The 15,721-nt window shown below is 74.1% G+C and carries 14 protein-coding genes and 1 pseudogene; 8 read left to right on the forward strand and 7 right to left on the reverse strand.

Annotated features, from left to right (window positions below; translation table 11 throughout):
- Nucleotides 1-164: 164 nt before the first annotated feature.
- A complete protein-coding gene (locus tag AB0I91_RS27035; RefSeq protein ID WP_498775456.1) occupies nucleotides 165-578 on the reverse strand; it encodes a hypothetical protein in 414 nt (137 codons plus the stop codon).
- Nucleotides 579-809: 231 nt separating this feature from the next.
- On the opposite strand from AB0I91_RS27035, the gene AB0I91_RS27040 reads away from it, so the two are divergent.
- Entirely contained in the window at nucleotides 810-1,307 is a 498-nt protein-coding gene (locus AB0I91_RS27040) for a hypothetical protein (RefSeq protein ID WP_499639404.1), read from the forward strand.
- 10 nt (nucleotides 1,308-1,317) lie between these two features.
- Here the strand turns inward: AB0I91_RS27040 and AB0I91_RS27045 are convergent, their stop codons facing one another.
- From AB0I91_RS27045 to AB0I91_RS27060, 4 genes and pseudogenes are all read right to left on the reverse strand, one after another.
- On the reverse strand, nucleotides 1,318-2,901 hold the full coding sequence (locus AB0I91_RS27045; protein ID WP_499639406.1) for a lipase family protein: 1,584 nt from the start codon (nucleotides 2,899-2,901) through the stop codon (nucleotides 1,318-1,320).
- 207 nt (nucleotides 2,902-3,108) lie between these two features.
- Nucleotides 3,109-3,513 (reverse strand): STAS domain-containing protein, encoded by a 405-nt coding sequence (locus tag AB0I91_RS27050; protein ID WP_499639408.1) that lies wholly within the window; start codon nucleotides 3,511-3,513, stop codon nucleotides 3,109-3,111.
- Between the two features lie 224 nt (nucleotides 3,514-3,737).
- A complete protein-coding gene (locus AB0I91_RS27055) occupies nucleotides 3,738-3,956 on the reverse strand; it encodes a hypothetical protein (RefSeq protein ID WP_498775448.1) in 219 nt (72 codons plus the stop codon).
- Nucleotides 3,957-4,052: 96 nt separating this feature from the next.
- Nucleotides 4,053-4,220 (reverse strand): annotated as a pseudogene (locus AB0I91_RS27060) (winged helix-turn-helix domain-containing protein); the annotation flags it as partial.
- Between the two features lie 92 nt (nucleotides 4,221-4,312).
- On the opposite strand from AB0I91_RS27060, the gene AB0I91_RS27065 reads away from it, so the two are divergent.
- The 5 genes from AB0I91_RS27065 (at nucleotide 4,313) to AB0I91_RS27085 (ending at nucleotide 9,729) form a co-directional block, all read left to right on the forward strand.
- The gene (locus AB0I91_RS27065; protein WP_498775446.1) at nucleotides 4,313-5,500 is read left to right on the forward strand and encodes a PucR family transcriptional regulator; all 1,188 of its coding nucleotides are present in this window, start codon (nucleotides 4,313-4,315) and stop codon (nucleotides 5,498-5,500) included.
- A gap of 236 nt (nucleotides 5,501-5,736) precedes the next feature.
- Entirely contained in the window at nucleotides 5,737-6,858 is a 1,122-nt protein-coding gene (locus tag AB0I91_RS27070) for a sensor histidine kinase (RefSeq protein WP_498775444.1), read from the forward strand.
- A complete protein-coding gene (locus AB0I91_RS27075; RefSeq protein WP_499639410.1) occupies nucleotides 6,851-7,960 on the forward strand; it encodes a hypothetical protein in 1,110 nt (369 codons plus the stop codon). The genes AB0I91_RS27070 and AB0I91_RS27075 overlap by 8 nt, the downstream gene beginning before the upstream one ends.
- Complete coding sequence (locus AB0I91_RS27080) at nucleotides 7,942-8,619, forward strand: response regulator (protein ID WP_499639412.1); 678 nt, start codon at nucleotides 7,942-7,944, stop codon at nucleotides 8,617-8,619. The genes AB0I91_RS27075 and AB0I91_RS27080 overlap by 19 nt, the downstream gene beginning before the upstream one ends.
- Before the next feature lie 432 nt (nucleotides 8,620-9,051).
- Nucleotides 9,052-9,729: a hypothetical protein gene (locus AB0I91_RS27085; protein ID WP_499639414.1), complete on the forward strand. Its 678-nt coding sequence runs from the start codon at nucleotides 9,052-9,054 to the stop codon at nucleotides 9,727-9,729.
- Between the two features lie 7 nt (nucleotides 9,730-9,736).
- Here AB0I91_RS27085 and AB0I91_RS27090 read toward each other — a convergent pair whose 3' ends face one another.
- Both AB0I91_RS27090 and AB0I91_RS27095 read right to left on the reverse strand, forming a co-directional pair.
- On the reverse strand, nucleotides 9,737-11,758 hold the full coding sequence (locus tag AB0I91_RS27090; protein WP_499612441.1) for an NACHT domain-containing protein: 2,022 nt from the start codon (nucleotides 11,756-11,758) through the stop codon (nucleotides 9,737-9,739).
- Between the two features lie 114 nt (nucleotides 11,759-11,872).
- Nucleotides 11,873-12,883, reverse strand: coding sequence for a methyltransferase (locus AB0I91_RS27095; RefSeq protein WP_499612443.1), 1,011 nt, complete (start codon nucleotides 12,881-12,883; stop codon nucleotides 11,873-11,875).
- A gap of 188 nt (nucleotides 12,884-13,071) precedes the next feature.
- On the opposite strand from AB0I91_RS27095, the gene AB0I91_RS27100 reads away from it, so the two are divergent.
- Both AB0I91_RS27100 and AB0I91_RS27105 read left to right on the forward strand, forming a co-directional pair.
- Nucleotides 13,072-14,082: an alpha/beta fold hydrolase gene (locus AB0I91_RS27100; protein ID WP_499639416.1), complete on the forward strand. Its 1,011-nt coding sequence runs from the start codon at nucleotides 13,072-13,074 to the stop codon at nucleotides 14,080-14,082.
- A 115-nt stretch (nucleotides 14,083-14,197) separates the two neighbouring features.
- On the forward strand, nucleotides 14,198-15,721 hold the full coding sequence (locus AB0I91_RS27105; protein ID WP_498775430.1) for an MFS transporter: 1,524 nt from the start codon (nucleotides 14,198-14,200) through the stop codon (nucleotides 15,719-15,721).

A 15,721-nucleotide genomic window follows, 5' to 3' on the forward strand; every position in this document is an offset into this window, starting at 1 on the left:
CATACCGCTGTTGTATGTGGCCCATTCGGCCGTGCCCCCGGGAGCCGCCTCAGGCCCGACTATCGCGAACACGGACTTGTGAAACAGGCGCTAGCAGCGGTGTTGCGATCACCCCTGGAATTCGCCCGGGAGAGGACGGGGCCGTCGACCCGGCGTGCTGCGGGCTAGGGCTGGTCGGGGCGGTAGCAGTCCTCGAAGCCGTCGGGCTTGGGCTGGTTGCCCGCGAACGCGGTCACGACGTCCTGCTGCTTGAGGTTCTCGGGGTAGCCGGGCCAGTCCGGCTCCTGCCCGTTGACGTGCAGCTCGTCCAGCCAGTAGCCGGACTGCCCGGACACCTTCGCGAACTCCAGGTCGCAGCCCTTGACGCGCACCGTGACCTCGATGGTCTTCTGCGACGACTTGACCGTCCGCTTGCCGATCTTCTTGGACTTCTTCTCGGACTCGCTGCGCGGCTCGCCGACCGAGGTGAAGCCGGCGGCCTTCAGCTCGTCGACGAACTTGTCCTCGTTGCTGGAGCAGCCGACCAGGGAGGCGCTCAAACCCAGCGCCAGCAGCAGGGACGCGACCTTCGTGTTCATGGCGCACAGCAAACCCGGCGCACCGAAACCTCCGCGTCCGCCCCACCCAACCGTTACCGCGCTGTGACGTGGAGGTGGATCACACCAGGAACCGGCCCGAGCGTCCGGTGGACTGCGCGAAACGCACCGTGGTCGCGTCGGGTCGACCGCAACCGCCGGCCTCCTCGGCACGTCCCAGTGACCGTGACAACGCTGCCGCCTGCCGGCCGATCGAACGCCAGAACCCACGACGTGCCGGGCGCGAACCGGGCCACGCGGTCGGGGGTGGTCCTCGTCGCGCTCCTCGCGCTGGTCACGGGGTGCTCGACCAGCGTGACCGGCGCCGGCGCCGGGGCGGTGACCACGACGGTCGGGGCGGGCTCGACCACCGCGTCGACACCGGAGCCGGCCGCCGAACCGACCGCCGAACCGACCGCCGAGCCCAGTCCCGCGTCGCTGCCGACGATCGACGAGGGCGCGCCCGCCGAGTACTGCGACGACCCGTTCCCCGGCGCGCTGGGCAAGCCCATGCTGGCCGTCGTCGTGGAGACACCGTCGGGCCGGCTGACGTGCGACCAGGCCGCCGCGGTGCTGTTCGACTACTACGCCCAGCGCCGCGACCCGACGCCGGGACTCGCGCCGCTGGTGATCGGCTCGATGACGTGCAACCAGGTCCCGGAGCCTGCGCTGCCGCAGGTCGTGTGCGCGGGCGAGGACGACCTCGTCTACTCGATGTGGCCGCAGACGTGACGCCGGGGCCTCAGAACCGCCCGAACAGCCACTGACCGGGCTTGTCCGGCGCCGGGTCCAGGCAGAACTCCCGGGTGGCGCGGATGATCTCGGCCGTCTCGACGGTGCCGCGGTGGTCGGCGTCGAGGCGGTCGAACAGGGACCCGGCGGCGGGGTCGGGCAGGCCGCACCGGGTCATCAGGGTCAGGAACTCGTCGCGCTCCACCACGCCCGAGCCGTTCGCGTCGACCAGCGCCAGCACGGCCGCCGCGAGCGGGCGGAGGGTCCGGTCGAACGCGGTGTGCGCGGCGCGGCCCGCCCAGGCGAGGAACTCGGCCTTGCTCACCCGGCCGTCGTCGTCGGTGTCGGACTCGGCGGCCAGCGCGCGCCACAGGCCCCGGTAGCCGAACCGGACGGCCATCGCGGCGGCCGAGCGGGGCGGGTGGCCGAACGACTGGACCAGGCGCAGCGCGAAGACCTCGTAGTCGTCGCGGCGCAGGTAGCCGTCGCCGGTCGCGTCCAGCAGGTCGAAGCGGACGGGCGGCGCGACCGGGGCCCTGCTGTGGCCGGTGACCGCGGCCGCCCAGTCCGTCGCGTCGGGGTGGGCGGCGGTGAGGATCGCGCCGTGGTCGGCCTCCGCGTACGTGGCCAGGTGGACAGTGCTGCCGGCGGTGGTGATGTCCTCGGCGAAGTCGTGGACCACGGCGGGCGGCACGATCTCGTCGAGCCCGGCCGCGGCGAGGAAGACCGGGCGGTCCAGCCGGGTCACCGGGACGCGGCACTCGTCGAGCACCCTGGCCACGTCGACGTGGCGGGTCAGGTCGGTCATGCCGGTCTCGTGGTTGGTGATCGCCCTGGTGGCGCGGAGCATCTCGACCAGGGACACGCGTTCGGCCAGGTCGACCAGCGTGATGCCGCGGTCGGTGAGGAAGTCGTCGGCGAAGCCGGGGTGGCGGGCGCGCAGGCCGGCCAGCACGATCGGCACGAACGCGCACACGGGCCCGGCCGCGTCGCTGGTGCGGGTGGCGATGACGCGGACCAGGTGCACGGGTGGCGCGAGCGCGACCGTGCCGAGGAAGTCCAGCTCCGGCGCGTACCGCGTCGCGACCAGGGCGGTGAACAGCGCGGCGTGCCCGCCCTGCGAGAATCCCGCGACGAGCCAGCGGCGGGCGAGCGGGTGGTCGAGCCGCCGGGCGGCGCGGACGATGTCGATCACGTCGTCGGCCACCGCCTCGCCGTTGAGGTACGGGTGCGGGCCGGGTGTGGCGAGGCCTTCGTAGTCGGTCGCGGTGACCGCGTAGCCGGCCGCGAGCCAGGCGGCGATGTGCGCGCGTTCCAGCCGGAGCAGGCCGGTGCGCGACGGCGCGGTGCGGTCGGACAGGCCGGTGGTGCCGTGCGCGTAGCTGACCACGGGCCAGCCGCCGGGGGGAGGCGCGCCCTCGGGGACGAACACCGACCCGGTGAGGAGGCGGCCCCGGCCGTCGTGCCCGACGCCTTGGTAGAACACGCGGTACGCGGCCTCGGCGTGCTCCGGGCGGAACCGGCGCGGGAGCGGGTCGGCGCGGATCAGCGCGCCGGGTCGTCTGCCGGGCGCGGTGCCGGTGGGTGCGTTCATGTCATCCGGACGGTAGCGCCTGCCGGCGCACCGATCGGGTGAACTCCTGCTCTGTCGAGCTGTGGGCTGCCCAGTGGTCGGCCGTGGGCCGGCGTCAGGTGGACGTGGTCGCGATTCCCGGCCGGGCGCCGGTGGGCAGTCGGGTGTCGGCCGGTGACCTGATCCGGTGGCCGGCACGGGCCGCGCCCGCACCAGCCAGAACGGGGACTACCGGTGCGCCGCCGGTCTCGACGTCGGCACGTCGGCCCGCAGCGCCGCGAGCGCGTCGGCCAGGGTGGGGTGGATGTCGACCGTCTGGCTCACGAGGGTGATCTCCAACGGGCGCAGTACGGTGCGCCGGTCGGTCGCCAGCACGAGCGGCACGCGCAGGCGTTGGGCGCGCACGACCGCGTCCACGACCAGTTGGATGCCCGCGGAGCCGAAGAAGTCGACCTCGGCGAGGTCGAGGACGAGGCCGGTGGGCCGGCTGTTCAGCTCGTCGGTGATGGCCGCGCGAACCGGCTGTTCGCAGGCCATGTCGATCTCACCGACGATCGCGACCACGGCGATGCCGTCGTGATCGGCTCTGCGGGTGGTCGTCACCGGGATGCTCTCGGCGCGGGTATCGGTCACGGGGCACTCCTCGGTTGGTACCAGAACCAACAACCGAGCTTCTGCTCAACCCGAATCGTCGCTCCGCGTTACGCGTGGTGGCGGCTGGACTCCACCCACGATACGACCCCACCCGGACAACCACAACCGCTCACCTGCGCCGACGTGCGCCGCGGTCGGCGCAGGCCCAGGTCACGCGGACCGCCCGGCACGCGAAGGTCATCGCTCGAACCGCGCGGCCGGGGTCAGGTGCGGGTCGAGATCATGGCGTCGATCCGGTACTGGGCCAGGCGGTGCAGCATCTCGGCGAGCGCCTCCGGCTGGATCCGGCCCTCCAGGTCGAGCCGCGCGTCGGTGACGGTCCGGGCCACGACCTCGCGGGACACCCGGCCGCCGAAGTGCGCGGCCAGCGTGACGGTGGTGACGCGGCAGAGCTGGTCCGGCTGGTGGGGGTCGTCGACCACGGGCTGCTCCTGTTCCGTCTCGGGGTTCGTCGCCCATCCTGCGGGAACCGGCTGGTGGATGACCTGACGAGTAGCTGACGAATGGTCACCTCGGGTGTCGGGGCCGAGGCGGTAGCCGGCGCCGCGGACGGTGAGGACGAGGGCGGGGTCGGTCTCCACCCTGCGGCGCGGTCGGCGGACGTGGACGTCGAGCAGCCGGGTGTCGCCGAAGTAGTAGTGGCCCCGGACGCGGTGCAGGAGCTGCTCGCTGGTGACGATCCTGCCGCACGTCGTGGGCGCGTGCGCCGGATCGCAAGTCGAACGCGAGGTCCACCCGTGCCGTCCCCAGGTCGACCGCGGTTGTCAGACTCCTCCGCATGGCACGAACCAGGCGGGCGGCACCCACGCCCGAGCACGGGGGCGACCCGTTGGCCGGGGTGGCGGAGAGGGCCAGCCGTGACGCGCACGGCGTGCCCGCCGACCTCCTCAAGGGGTACCTGGAGGAACTGGACGAGGTCAGCGCGACCAGGCGGCAGCTGCGGCCCGACCAGCTCCAGGTCCGCCGCGACGTCGGCGCCCGGGCGGCGGAGCGCGGCGTGACCCTGCACGGGGTGATCGACCTGCACCTGAGCGCCACCTGGCTGGCGTGGCGGTCGTTGTCCGGTGTGCGGCGGGCGACCGACGCCGACGCCGTCCGCGCGGCGGGCGAGGCGGTGTTCAAGGCCGCGGACGCGGCCGCCACGGCGATCGCGGAGGGCTACGAGGAAGCGCAGCGCTGGTCGGTGCGCCAGGAGGAGTCGTTCCGCCGGGAGTTCGTCGACGACCTGCTCGACGGGCGCAACCTCGGGCAGCTCGCGGAACGGGCGGAGCGGTTCGGGCTCCGGCTGGCCGGCAGCAACGTCGTGGCGGCGGTCCGCTCGGCGCGCCCGGTGGTCGACGGCGGCGAGGTGGCCCGCGCCGTGGAGACGTCGCTCGGACTGCGGCTGGATTCCCGCGGCGTGCTGGTCACCACCAAGGAGGGCCTGCTGGTCTGCGTCGCGCCCGGCACGATGCCCGACGTGCCGGGAGAGTTCGTGCGCCAGGTGGGCGAGGTCCTGGGACCGGACGCCGCCTGGCGGGTCGGCCTCGGCCGCGCCCACTCCGGTCCCGGCGGCGTGCTCCGCTCGTTCGAGCAGGCGACCCACGCCCTGGACATCGCCGAACGGCTGGACCTGCCCGGACACGTGCACAAGGCCGCCGACCTGCTGGTCTACCAGGTGCTGCTGCGCGACAGCGCCGCGTTGGCCGACCTCGTGTCGGTCGTCCTGCAACCCCTGCGCGGCGCGCGGGGCGGGGCCGGGCCGCTGCTGGACACGCTGTCGTCCTACTTCGCCAACGGCCAGGTGACGGCTGCCTGCGCGCGCGAGCTGCACCTCGGCGTCCGCACGGTGACGTACCGCCTCCAGCGCGTCGCGGAGCTCACCGGGTACACCGTGGACGACCCGACCCAGGCGCTGTCGCTCCAGGTCGCGGTGCTCGGCGCGAAGCTGCTCGACTGGCCGACTTCCGACGACCGGGCCCGGTGACGGCCGGGGAGCGGTAGGTCGGCGCGGACGCCGCCGATCGGCGGCGGACGACGCGGCCGGGTGGCGGAAGGTCGGGCCGCCGTCTGCCACATGGGGTGCACGGGGTCCGGAGTGGGACGCCCGGTCGCCGTTCAGCGGGCCGAAAGCCCTTACCTGGGTGTCCGATTCGGACCCGGGTGCCGGTAACGTCGCCCCGGCACGAGTACCGGGGGCGAGTGCGAGGCGAGGTGCGGGGCATGGCAGGGCAGGCCGAACTCCTGCTGCGCCGGTTCGGTCGTCGGCACGCGGCGGTGGTGCGGCTGGCGACGGTGCTGCCCATCGGCGCGATCGCGATGCTCCGGGTGACCCCGGAACACCTGCCGGCCACCGCGTCGGCCGTAGGCGTCGCCGTGGTGTGGACCTGCGGGTACGCCTGGTGGCTACAAAGGACCGACGGTGGCCTGCCGGTCGCGGTGGACGTGGTGGTGCTGCTCGGCGTGTGCCTGAGCATCTTCGCGACCGACGCCGTCGAGCGCACCAACGTCGGGTGGATCAGGCTCCTCGTCGCGTTCGCCTGCGTGACCTACCAGTGGCACACGTCGCCGCGCGCGGGAGCCGTCGCGGCGCTGGCGACCGGCGGAGGGCTGGCGGTCGCGGTCACCGCGGCCGGGTCGGCGGACAACGACCTGCTGATCTCGCAGGTGTGGACGCTGGTGGCGGCCGGGCTGTCCCGGGCCGCGTGGCAACTGGTCCGCCGCGCCGCCGAACAAGCCGACCGGGTGGCCGCCGACGCCGCCCGCGCGCGGCGCGACTCGTCGGTGGCGGCGGCCGTGCGGGCGGAAGAACGGGAGTTCGCGGCGGCGCTGCACGACACCGCCGCCGCGACGCTGCTGATGGTCGGCAGCGGGCAGGTGCGCCGGGACAGCGCCTGGCTGGCGCCGCAGGCCCGCCGCGACCTGGACCGGCTGCGCTCCGGCCGCGCCGACACCTCCCGGCACACCGACCTGGTGCGGTTGCTGGCCGTCGAGGTCGAGGCCGTGCACCTGGACGTCGACTTCGACGCGCCCGCCCGGCTGCCGCTGCCCGCCGACGTGGCGACGGTGTTCGCCGACGCGACCCGTGAGGCGCTCAACAACGTCCGCCGGCACTCGGGCACCTCGCAGGCCTCCATCCGGCTCGGCGGCGACCGACGGCGGTTGCGCCTCGACATCGCCGACGGCGGCAGGGGTTTCGCGCCCGACGCCGTCCCGGTGACCCGGCGCGGGCTGCGGGAGTCCGTGCACGGCAGGCTGAACCGCATCGGCGGCACGGCCACCGTCCTGTCCACCGTCGGCGCGGGCACCGTCGTCCGGTTGGAGTGGCGTGATAGTGGTGAGTGACCCCGTCGGCGGGCGCACGCGGGCCCGGCTCCTGTTCGGCTTGCGGGTCGCGACCCTGCTCGTGACCGCCGTCGTGGTCGGCGTGCTCGGCCTGGCGAACCTGGTGCGCCGCTGGGAATCCCACGACCTGCCGCTCGTGCAGCTGGCCGCGTTCGCCGCACTGGCCGCCGTGCTCGCGGGCGAAGCGGTGCTGCTCGCCCGGCGACGGCCGTGGGGCAGGCTGCGCCCGCTCGCCGTCGCCGTGGTGCTGGCCGCGTCCGCGCTGGCCGCCGTGACGCTGCCCGAGGAGCGCACCGCGAGCGCCGTCGACTGGGCGTTCGGCGCGGCCAACTGGGTCGGCCTGGTCGTGCTGCTGGACCGTCCGCTCCGGACGGTCGTGGCGTTCCTGGCGGCCCACGAGCTGATCGCCCTGTCGAACATGCTCCTGTTCTCCGACGTGGACAAGGGCGACCTGGCGCGGCTCGCCACGGGCTCGGTCACCGTGATCGGTTTCCCGCTGTGCCTGGCGGTGGTGGCCGCCGTGCTGCACCGGATCGCCGCGGACGCCGAGACCGCCGCCGCCGAGGTCGAACGGGTGCGCACCGCGGAGGCCGTCGCGGCGGAGTCCCACCGGCGCAGGCAGCAGCGGTTCGCCGAGCTGTCCGCCGGCGCGATCCCGCTGCTGGAGGGCCTCGCCGACGGCTCGCTGGACCCCGAGGACCCCGCGGTCCAGCGGCGCGGCGCGATCGAGGCCGCCCGGATGCGGCGGCTCGGCGCGGAGTCGGACGTGGTGACGAACCCGTTGCTGCACGAGCTGCGGCACTGCGCGGACGTGGCCGACCGCAAGGGCGTCGTGGTGGAGCTGGAAGCGCGCGGCCACTGGCCGACACCGCCCGTCGCGGTCCGGCGCGACCTGACCGACGCCGCGCTCACCGCGCTCGCCACGGCCGGCTCGTGGGCCCGCGTCACGGTGGTCGGCGACCAGGGGTTGGTGTCGGTCAACGTGGTCGCGGACAGCGGCGAGGTCGCGCCGGCGAGCCCGGCGACGTCCGACGTGCGGGTCGAGGTGCTCGGCAACGGTGCGACGGTGTGGGTGGAGGCGACGTGGCAGCCGACGGCGTGATCACGGCGGTGATCGTGGACGACCACGCGGCCATCACCGCGGGCGTGCGGTACTGGTGCGAGCAGGCCGCCCCGCCGATCCGCCTGGTCGACGCGGGCACCCGGCTCGCCGAGGTGTGGACCGGTCCGGGCGCCGACGCCGACGTGGTGATCTTCGACCTGGAGCTGGTGCCGGGCCGGCCGGACTTCGCCGAGCTGCGCAGGCTGGTGGACAACGGCCGCCGGGTCGTCGTCTACTCGCAGCACGCGGACACCGCCACCGCGCTCAAGTGCGTCGACCTCGGCGCGTTGGCGTACTTGACCAAGCGGGAAGGGCTGGACCACCTGATCCCGGCGATCAGGGCCACCGCGAACGGCCTCCCGTACACCGCGCCGTCGTTGTCGGGCGCGCTCGTCGCCGACGACGCCCCGGACCGGCCACGCCTGTCACCGCGCGAGGTCGAGGTGCTGCGGGCGTGGTTCACCTCGTCGTCCAAGGACCTCGTCGCCGCCAAGCTCAACATCACCGTGAAGACGGTCGACACGCACATCGCGCGCGTGCGGGTGAAGTACGCGAACGTCGGGCGGGCGGCCCGCACCAAGAGCGAACTGGTGAGCCGGGCGCTCGACGACGGGCTGGTGACGCTCGCGGAGCTCAACCGAACCGTTACCCCGTTGTAGGGCGTTCACCCGACACCGCGGGGTCCGGCGCCCGCGTACGGTCGTGACCCGGAGGTCGCCGGCGGATCTTCGCCTGCGCACCGCGCCTTCTGTGGGGTAGGCGCGGTCCGCGGTCGGGCCGCTGCGCTACCGGGAACATTTCGCCGGGAAAACGCGGGTGGTATTGCAGATGGGATACACGACGGCCTCGGTCGGGGAGGTCGGATGACGAACTCCGGTGCGCCACGGCAATTCCCTCCGGCCGGCCACCACCCGCAGGCGCCGCAGCAGGGGCAGTTCCCGCAACCCGGACCGCCTCCGCCGCAGTGGGGACCGGGGATGCCGGGGGGACCTGGGATGCCGGGCGGGCAGTGGGGGCCCGGGGGACCTGGCGGGCCGGGGCAGGGGATGCCTGGCGGGCCGGGAATGCCGGGGGGACCGGGCGGACCGGGGATGCCTGGTTGGCCGGGGGGACCGGGCGGGCCGGGGATGCCGGGCGGACCGCCGGCGCGGCGCGGCGGGAAGGGGCCGCTGATCGCGGTGCTGGTCATCCTCCTCGTGCTGGGCCTGGGCGTCGGCGGGTACTTCGTGTACGTCCGGCTCGACGGCGACACCGAGGCGAAGCCGGTCGTGGACACGTCCGAGGACCTGGAGAAGGCCCCGATCGGCTGCGCGATGCTCGACGAGGCGGAGGTGGCCCCGCACATCCCCGGCCGCATGGACTACAGCGCGGGCGGCGTCAACCCGGGCGCGGGGCCGGAGCACGACCAGGGTCAGTGCGGCTGGAACAACCAGGGCAGGCTCGCCAAGGACAACGTCCGCGGCGCCTTCGTGATCGTGACCAGCTACGTCTACCACGCCAACCACCAGCTGTCCGGCGTGGACAAGGCGAAGGAGCACATGGAGGACCGGGTCCGCAACGGCGTCGCGGTGCACGTGGAAGGCGCCGACGAGGCCGAGCTCGTGGCCCAGGAGAAGGTCAAGTGGTCGGCGGAGATCGTCGTCCGCTACCGCAACGTCGTCTACTCCGTCGCGTACTCCAACCAGACCGAAGGGGCGAACGTGAAGGCCGGCGCGACCACCCTGGCCGCCACCGCGATCGGCAAGGTGGTGAAGGCCGAGGAGGACTGACCGGGCCTCAGCCGGACGCGGCCAGGTGGTGCCGCAGGCGGGCGTGCCGGAACTGGTAGACGGCGCCGGTCTGCCGCAGCACGCCACGTCGGTGCGCGTCGTCGAGGAACCGCATCAACCGCCACGGCAACCGCCCGCGCAACGCCCACCAGGCCAGCGAGGCCGCGTACAGCACCGAGGCGTTGTTGACCACGCAGCCGAGGCCGGTGCCGAGGCCGAAGCTCAACGCCACGGCGACCACCGGGGCGCCGACGGACTTGCCCAGCACGACGACGGCGAACACCAGGGGCAGCTGGAACGCCACGGCCCAGGCGAGCAGCCACACGGCGGTCGACGCGACGTCACCCCGCAGGGACCTGCCCGGTCGGGGCACGCTGAACCGGTCCGGCGGGGCGGTCAGCCAGGCGCCGAGGCCCAGGGCCACGGCCGTCATCACGCCGAGCGCGAGGGGCCCCGTCCACAGGTCGCGGACGTCGCGGACCCCGTACACGGCCGCCGCCGGGAGCATGGCGGCGGTCGTGACCACCAGGCCGAGCGCCATCCTGGACGCGACGGCCTTGCCACGCCCGTGCAGGCGCAGGCCCGTCCGGTGCGGTGGGCGGTCCACCGACAGGGCGACGGCGACCAGGAGCGCGAGCCCCACCCCGGCCGTCGCGGTCGTGCCGGGGGAGCTGGGGTGCTTGTAGTTGATGAAGAAGACCGCCGCGCCGAGCACCACGGGTGCGAGGAGCAGGTGACGCCACGGCGCCCGCCGCCGCACCGTGCCGATCAGCCAGGTGAACGAGACGCCCAGCGCGAAGCCGACCGCGACGGGGGAGGTCTCGCCGGTCGTCGCCCAGAACAGCGCGCCGGTGACGACGGCCGCCAGCACGAGGCGCGGCCGGGGCAGGCGCCACCAGGCGATGTCGCCGGCCGCGTTCGCGGCGGCGTGGCGGGCCAGGAAGCCGAGCCAGCGGCGTGCCCGGTCGGCGGGGTAGTGCGCGGTGGGCGACGGCAGGGGCGCGAGCTTCGGCGGCGGTGTCGGCGGGTCGCCGTAGAGGGCGGTCACCAGCGAGTCGAGCAGGTGCCGTTCCAGGGCGGTGTGGTCGGCGAACCGCCGCCGGTCGACCAGTTCCGCGGGGTCGCGGTCGGGGCGGCCGTAGACGGCGCGCGCGAGGTTGATCGTCAACGGCGTGGACAGCGACCGCGCGAGCACCGGGTCCCGGTTCGCGCGCAGGTGGTCGAGCACCGGGGTCCAGCGGCGGACGACCTGCGGCAACGAGGCCGAGAGGAACTCGATCGCGTCGTCGGTGGCGACCGGTTCGAGCTCGACCACCGTCGCGGCGGGCAGCCCCACGCCGCCGGTGCGCACCGCGGCCTCGTACTCGTCACCGCGGCAGGTCAGGACCAGCGGCCGGCCGGGGCCGAACGCGTGGCGCACGCCCTCCAGCGCCGGCGCGAGCAGGTCCGGCGGCAGCTCGTCCAGCCCGTCGAGCAGGGGCAGCAGGCGCTGCTCGACCACCAGGCGGCGGGCCGCGTGACGCCCGTAGGCGCCGCGGTCGCGCAACGCCGGGTAGTCGGTCTCCAGCCGCCGGATGATCCAGTCCTCGAGGTGCTCGTTGTGCGGGTTCCACGAGGAGGGGGACAGCAGCACCGGCACGGGCTCGCCGGGCGCGCGGCGTTCGAGCAGGTCCAGGGCGAGCAGCAGCGTGGTCGCGGACTTGCCCGCGCCCGGCGCGCCGAGGACCACCAGCTGCCGGTCGGGGAGCGCGGTGAACAGCCGGGCCAGGTCGTCCAGGTCGCCGCCGGCGGTCGCCGGCGCGTCCGGGTAGGCGACCTGCCTGCGGGTGGGCGCCCAGCGCAGGCGCAACGGCTCCGGTCGGCGCAGCGAGCGGACCGCTGCTTCGGCTTCCCACTGCCGGCGCACCACGGCCGCCAGGAGGTCTGCGGCGTCGTCCAGGACGGGCCGCGCCCGGTGGGTGATCAGGTCGCCGTTGATCACACCGGCTTGGACGACGGTGTCCGCCTGCCCGCCGAATCCGTTGTGCACGACCCGTGGCCCGAATCGATCACGCCGAGGAACACCCATGTCGCCCCCTTGCCGCCCACCCCCTGTTCGGACGGTACCGGGACGATCACTAACTGTTAACAGCACGGCGTGAATTCACACTGACGGGGCTTCGAGCCGGAATTCGAGCAGGCACCGGTGATCGGTCAGGTCGGTCACGGTGTCGAGGACCAGGCCGTGCGCCGAGCCGAGCGCGCGGAACTCGTCGAGCCGCCGCTCGCGCCCGCCGAAGATCACCAGCATGTCCAGGTCGCTCGCGCTGCTCGCCCGCAGCCCGCCGACCCCTTCGACGACCAGCACGCGTCCGCCGGGGCGGGCGGCCTCGACGCACCGGCCCAGGATCCGGTCGGCGTGCTCGTCGTCCCAGTTGTGCAGGACGTCGAAGAGCACGTAGGCGTCCGCGCCTGCCGGGAGCGGGTCGAAGAAGCTGCCGGCCGTCACCTCGGCCCGCGCGTCGAGACCGTGGGCGTCGAACGTGCGGCGGGCCCGCGCGGCGGTCGGCGCGAGGTCGACCAGGTGGCCGCGCATCCCGGCGTGGGCGAGGAGGATCGCGGCGAGCAGGCCGCCCTCGCCGCCGCCGACGTCCACCACGGTGGCGAACCGGGACCAGTCGACACCGGCGACGATGCGGGGGATCTGGGCGCGGAACCGGTGCGTCATCTGGCGGTCGAACGTCGCGCGCAGGTGCGGGTGCTCGTCCAGGTCGCGGTAGAAGTCCTGCCCGTACCGGCGCGGGTAGGCCGCCCGGCCGGTGCGGACGCTGTGCGCGAGCTCGACGAACGCCAGTTCGGCCCGCCCTCCCGCGCTGTCCAGGTTCAGGAGGTCGGCGAGGCCGTTGCCGGCGTCGGCGCGCAGGTTCGCGCCGTACGCCGTCGTCCGGTAGCCGGTGGGGGTGCGTTCGACCACCCCGAGGGTCGCGAGGTGGGCGAGCAGGAGTTCGAGGGCGACCGGGTCGACGTCGAGCTCGACCGCGAGTCCGCCGGCCGGGGAACCGTCGCCGAGCAACCGGTCCGGCAACCCGAGGGTCACCGCGACCCGCAGCGCCATCGGGGTGGCCAGCCCGGCCAGGTCGCGGATCGCATTCACGTCGTTGTCGTGTTGTCCCACGAAAATCCACCCTCTCAGGACTGTCAAAGGAAAACCTTCTCCCCGACTTGCCGGAACGGCAAGATTTCGTGCCCGTCCGGGATCTCGCTGACGACACTGGCCGCACCACCGGCACGATCACGCGCCGCTCGTCCGCGACAGCGCGGGGGACCGGGCCGGTGAACGCCGTCGTCCGAGGACAGGAACACATGAACCCCACACCACGACCATCCCGCCGCCTGCCCAAACCGGTGACCGTCGCGCTGGCCCTCCTGGTCGCCGCCGCCACCGCCTGTTCCGCACCGCCCGCCCCCGAGGTTCCCGCGCACGCGCGGGCCACCCACGCCGACGCGCGGTTCACCGACACCTTCCGGCACGAGTTCGCCGACGTCGACGGCGTACGGATGCACTACGTGACCGGCGGCCGCGGCACGCCCGTGGTGCTGCTGCACGGCTGGCCGCAGACCTGGTTCGGCTGGTGGCCGATCATGCCCGCGCTCGCCGAGCACCACACCGTCTACGCGATCGACCTGCCCGGCCTCGGCGACAGCACCGGCGCACCGACCGGCTACGACAAGGCCACCCTCGCGCGGTACGCGCACGCCCTGGTCGCCGACCGGCTCGGGGTGCGGGACGCGAGCGTCGTCGGGCACGACCTCGGCGCGGCGGTGGCGTTCCAGTACGCCGCGCAGTTCCCCGCCGACACCGCGCGGCTCGGCTACCTCGACCTGCCGCTGCCCGGCCCCGCGATCGACGCGGCCGCGTACCGCTCGCTGAGCTGGCACATCGCCCTGCACGCCCAGCCGCGGGTGCCCGAGGCCGTGGTCGGCGACGACGTCCGCGAGTACCTGGCGCTGTTCTACCCCCAGGTCGCCTTCGGCGGAACGGCGTTCGGCGGCACGTCGGACCGGTCGCCGTTCACCGACGCCGAGGTCGCCGAGTACGCGCGGACCTACAGCCGGCCGCAGGCCCTCTCCGGTGGCTTCGACCTCTACCGCGCCCTCGACCAGGACGTCCGCGACGCGGTGGCCGCCGCGCCGGTGCGGGCGCCGACCCTGCTCATGACCGCTCAGGGGCAGCTCGACGCGATCAGGGCCACGGTGGCCCCGCGCGTGACCGACATCGTGCGGGCGGTCGACGTGCCGAACGCCGGGCACTGGCTGGTCGAGGAGAACCCGCGGTTCGTCACCGACGAACTGCTGCGCTTCCTCGCGGGGTGAGCCCGCCGCCGGTCCGCGGAGTTTTCTCCGACGACTTTCCGCCGCGATGTCGATCCGGGCCGCCGCCGTTCGACTCAAGGGTGACAGGACACGATCGACAGCCGGGGAGACGACGATGAGGGCAGGACGACGCGAGTGGTCGGGGCTGGCGGTGCTGGCGCTGCCGACGCTGCTGCTGTCGGTGGACATGAGCGTGCTGCACCTGGCGGTCCCGCACCTGGCCGCCGACCTGCGCCCGAGCAGCACCCAGCTGCTGTGGATCATCGACGTCTACGGCTTCATGATCGCCGGTTTCCTGGTCACGATGGGCACCCTGGGTGACCGGATCGGTCGGCGGAAGCTGCTGATGGCGGGCGGCGCCGCGTTCGGCGTGGCCTCGATCGTGGCGGCGTTCACCACCAGCCCGGAGCTGCTGATCGGCGCGCGGGCCGTGCTCGGGATCGCCGGCGCGACGCTGATGCCGTCCACGTTGGCGCTGATCAGCAACATGTTCCAGGACCCGGGTCAGCGGGGCACCGCGATCGCGGTGTGGATGAGCTGCTTCATGGGCGGCATGGTGATCGGGCCGGTCGTCGGCGGCGTGCTGCTGGAGCACTTCTGGTGGGGCTCGGTGTTCCTGATGGCCGTGCCGGTGATGGTCCTGCTGCTGGCCGCCGCGCCGAAGCTGCTGCCGGAGTACCGCGACACCGCCGCCGGGCGGCTCGACCTGCCGAGCGTGGTGCTGTCGCTCGGCGCGATCCTGCCGGTCGTCTACGCCCTCAAGGAGACGGCCAAGGCCGGCGTGTCGCCGGTCAACGCGGTCGTGCTCGCCGTCGGCGTGGCGGTCGGCGCGGTGTTCGTCCGCCGGCAGCGCGGCCTGGCCGACCCGGTGCTGGACCTGAGGCTCTTCCGGGTGCGGGCGTTCGCCGCGGCGGTGAGCATCATGCTGGTCGGCGCGCTCACCATGGGCGGGGTCTTCCTGCTGGTCAGCCAGTACCTGCAGATGGTCGCCGGGCTGACCGCGGTGCAGGCCGGGCTCTGGCTGGTGCCGCAGGCGGGCGCGGTGGTGGTCGGGTCGCTGATCGCGCCGCGGCTGGCGCGGCGGTTCCGGCCGGAGTTCGTGCTCGGTTTCGGGATGCTGGTCGCGGCGGGCGGGATCGTGCTGTTCACGCAGGCCACCGGCGCGGGCGGGGTGGCGTTCGTGGTGGCGGGCATGTCGATCGCGAGCTTCGGGATGGGGCCGCAGGGCGTGCTGTGCACCGAGATGGTGGTCGGCTCGGTGCCACCCCGGAAGGCCGGGGCCGCGTCGGCGATGTCGGAGACCAGCGGCGAGTTCGGCATCGCCATGGGGATCGCGGTGTTCGGCAGCGTCGGCACGGCCGTCTACCGCGACCAGGTCGCCGTGCCCGAGCAGGTGCCCGCCGAGGCCGCCGCCCTGGCGACCGACAGCATGGCCGGCGCGCTGCGGGCGGCGGGCGCCCTGCCCGAGCCGGCGGCCGACGCCGTGCTCGCCACCGCGCGGGACGCCTTCACGTCCGGGCTGCACACCGTCGCCGTCGTCGGCGCGTCGGTCGTCGTGGTGTTCGCGGTGGTCGGCATGATCGCGCTGCGCGGGACCGGCCGCGTCGAGGAGCCGGTCCCCGCCCTGGAGAGCAGCTGA

The organism is Actinosynnema sp. NPDC049800, from assembly GCF_040656635.1.
In the GTDB taxonomy this organism is placed as follows: domain Bacteria; phylum Actinomycetota; class Actinomycetes; order Mycobacteriales; family Pseudonocardiaceae; genus Actinosynnema.